At 70.8% G+C, this 2614-nt stretch carries 3 protein-coding genes; all 3 read right to left on the minus strand.

Going from position 1 to position 2614, the window contains the following annotated elements:
* Window positions 1–1358: AMP-binding protein (locus ACY0I8_RS17600; RefSeq protein WP_461395785.1), on the minus strand; the 1358-nt coding region annotated here is incomplete at its 3' end.
* Window positions 1359–1501: 143 nt separating this feature from the next.
* Window positions 1502–2428, minus strand: coding sequence for a DMT family transporter (locus ACY0I8_RS17605; protein WP_461395786.1), 927 nt, complete (start codon window positions 2426–2428; stop codon window positions 1502–1504).
* A partial coding sequence (locus ACY0I8_RS17610; protein WP_461395787.1) for a YbfB/YjiJ family MFS transporter occupies window positions 2425–2614 on the minus strand: 190 nt, incomplete at its 5' end. The genes ACY0I8_RS17605 and ACY0I8_RS17610, both read right to left, overlap by 4 nt.

The raw sequence follows: 2614 nt of genomic DNA on the forward strand, positions 1-2614 counted from the left end.
CCCCATTTGGGGTCGGGCACCCCGATCACGGCCACGTCCCGCACGGCCGGGTGTTGGGCCACCACGGCCTCGACCTCCGACGGGTACACGTTCTCCCCGCCCGTGATGATCATGTTGGCCTTCCGGTCCACCAGGTAGTAGTAGCCGTCCTCGTCCCGGCGGGCCATGTCGCCCGCGCTGAACCACGGGCCCCGGAAGGCGTTGCGGGTGCGCTCGGGGTCCTTCCAGTACTCGGTGAACATGTGGGGCGTGCGGGCCCAGAGCTCCCCCACCTCGCCCGGCGGCACCTCGTTCCCCTCGTCGTCCAGGAGCCGGATCTCGTCGATGCCGTAGATCTCCCGGCCCACCGACCCGAGTTTCTCGAACTGCTCCTCGGGCCGGAGCAGGGTCACGAGCCCCGTTTCCGTGGACCCGTACGCCTCCCAGAGTTCCACGCCCCGGAAGTACTCGAGCATGGCGAGCTTGAGCTCCCGGCGGGCGGGGGCCGAGGAGACCAGGAGTTGGCGGATGGAGCCCACGTCGTACCGGGACCTCACCGCCTCGGGGAGATCGAGGATCATCACGTAGTGGGTGGGCACCAGCGAGGTGAAGGTGACGCCGTGGGCCGCGATGGTGCGCAGGAGATCCTCGGGGTCGAAGCTCCGTTCGTTGTACACGACCACCGGCGCCCCCACGTAGGTGTAGCAAAACGAGTAGTAGATGGAGTTCACGTGGGCCAGCGGCATCACGAGAAGGGGCTTGTCGTCGGGCCGCACCCCGGTGTTCACGTTGTTCAGGAGGTAGTGGGCCACGTAGCTTTCGTGGGACCGGACCACGCCCTTGGGCGTTCCGGTGGTGCCCGAGGTGTAGAGGATGGTCCAGGGATCGGCCGCGTCCACCAGCCGATCCGGCTCGTCCGGCCGGCCCCTCGCCAGGAACTCCTCGTACCCCACGTAGCCGGCCGGCGCGGGGCCGTCGCCCAGGTACACGTAGGTGCCGACCGTGGGCAGCCGGTCCCGAAGGCCCTCGACCGCCTCCACGAACGGCGCCTCCACCAGGAACACCCGGGCCTCGCAGTGGTTCACCACGTGCTCGATCTCGGGCGGCGCGAGCCGGAAGAGCACGGGCACCGCGATCTGCCCCCCTTTGGCGCAGGCCGCGTAGAGGTCCATCCACTCCACCCGGTTGTAGGCCAGCATGGCCACCCGCTCGCCGTACCCCGCGCCGGCGCCGGCGAGCGCGTTCGCGAGCCGGCAAGCCCGCTCGTTCCACTGGCCGAAGGTGAAACTCCGGCTTTTGTCGGCGCACCCGAGCCGGTCGGGGTGGTGGCGCGCATGCATCTTGAGCACGGTGCCCAGGGTGGGCCAGCGACTACGCATGGTCAGTCTCCTTTCTAACGGGGCCTCTCGTGGGCCGGGGGGTGACGGAGAGCCGGGTTCGGACCCGCGGGACGGGGCGGCGGTGACGCTGGAATCCCAACGGGTTTCGGCCCCTGGCCGCCCAGCCGCGTAGCCGCCCCGCTTCACTCCGGAACCGGCAGGTCCGCCGCCCGGCGGGGGCGGTTCACGAGCACCATGCCGGCGCTCACGAGGGCCAGGGCCACGAACACGGCGGCCGTGATCGGCTCGCGCAGGATCCACACCCCGCTCACGAGCACCCCGAACACCGGGGTAAAGAACGTAAACCCCGCCAGGAGGCTCACCGGGTACCGCTGCACGAGCTCGAACCAGACGAGATAGCTCAGAAACGCCACCACCACGCACTGGTAGGCCAGGGCGAGGAACCCGGCCGGCGAAGCGCCCCGCACCGGCGCGGGCTCCAGGAGGGCGCTCAGGAGAAACAGCAGCGGCGCCGAGAACCCGACCTGGTAGAACAGGGTCTGCAGCGGCACCGCCACCGCGGTCAGATACCGCTTGATGTAGAGCGTCGTGGCGGCCCACAGCGCCCCGGCCGAGAGCAGCAGGAGGTCCCCCGGCAGGGTCCGCAGGGTCACCTCGCCCCAGTCCTTCCCGAACAGCACCACGACCCCGGCGAACGCGAGGACGAGGCCCAGGGCCTTCCGCCGGTCCATGGGGTCGTTTCCGAGCCAGAAATGGGCGCCCAGGGCCGTGAAGAACGGCTGCGTGTAGAGGAACACGTAGGCCCGGGAGGCAAAGGTGTAGTTGAGTCCCAGGTAGATCGCCCCGAACTCCAGGCCGAACAAGGCCCCCACCACCACGCCGTGGCCCAGGGCGGCCCGGCTCGGGAACACCGGGAGTCCCACCACCCGCATCCACACCCACAGGCACCCGGCCGCCACGGCCGAGCGCACCCCGGCCTGGAACACCGGGGCCACGTCCCGGGCCGCGATCTTGATCGCGGCCATGTTGCCGCCCCAGAGCAGGGACAGCCCCAGGAGGATCAAGACCGGCCCCAGGGGCAGCCGGCCGGGGCGGTCGGCTGCGTTCATGGGCCCGCACCCCCGGCCCGGGGAAGCCGCAGGGAGAGCGCGGCCCCCAGAAGGGACACGCCCGCCGCCAGGGCAAACGCGGCCACGAAACTCCCGGTGCGGTCGGCCAGGGCGCCGCCCACGGCCGGCCCCAGGGCCTGGCCGATCCCGAAAAAGAGCGTGATGAACCCGAGGCAGGCGGGCGCA

The sequence above is a fragment of the Deferrisoma sp. genome (genome assembly GCF_054681715.1).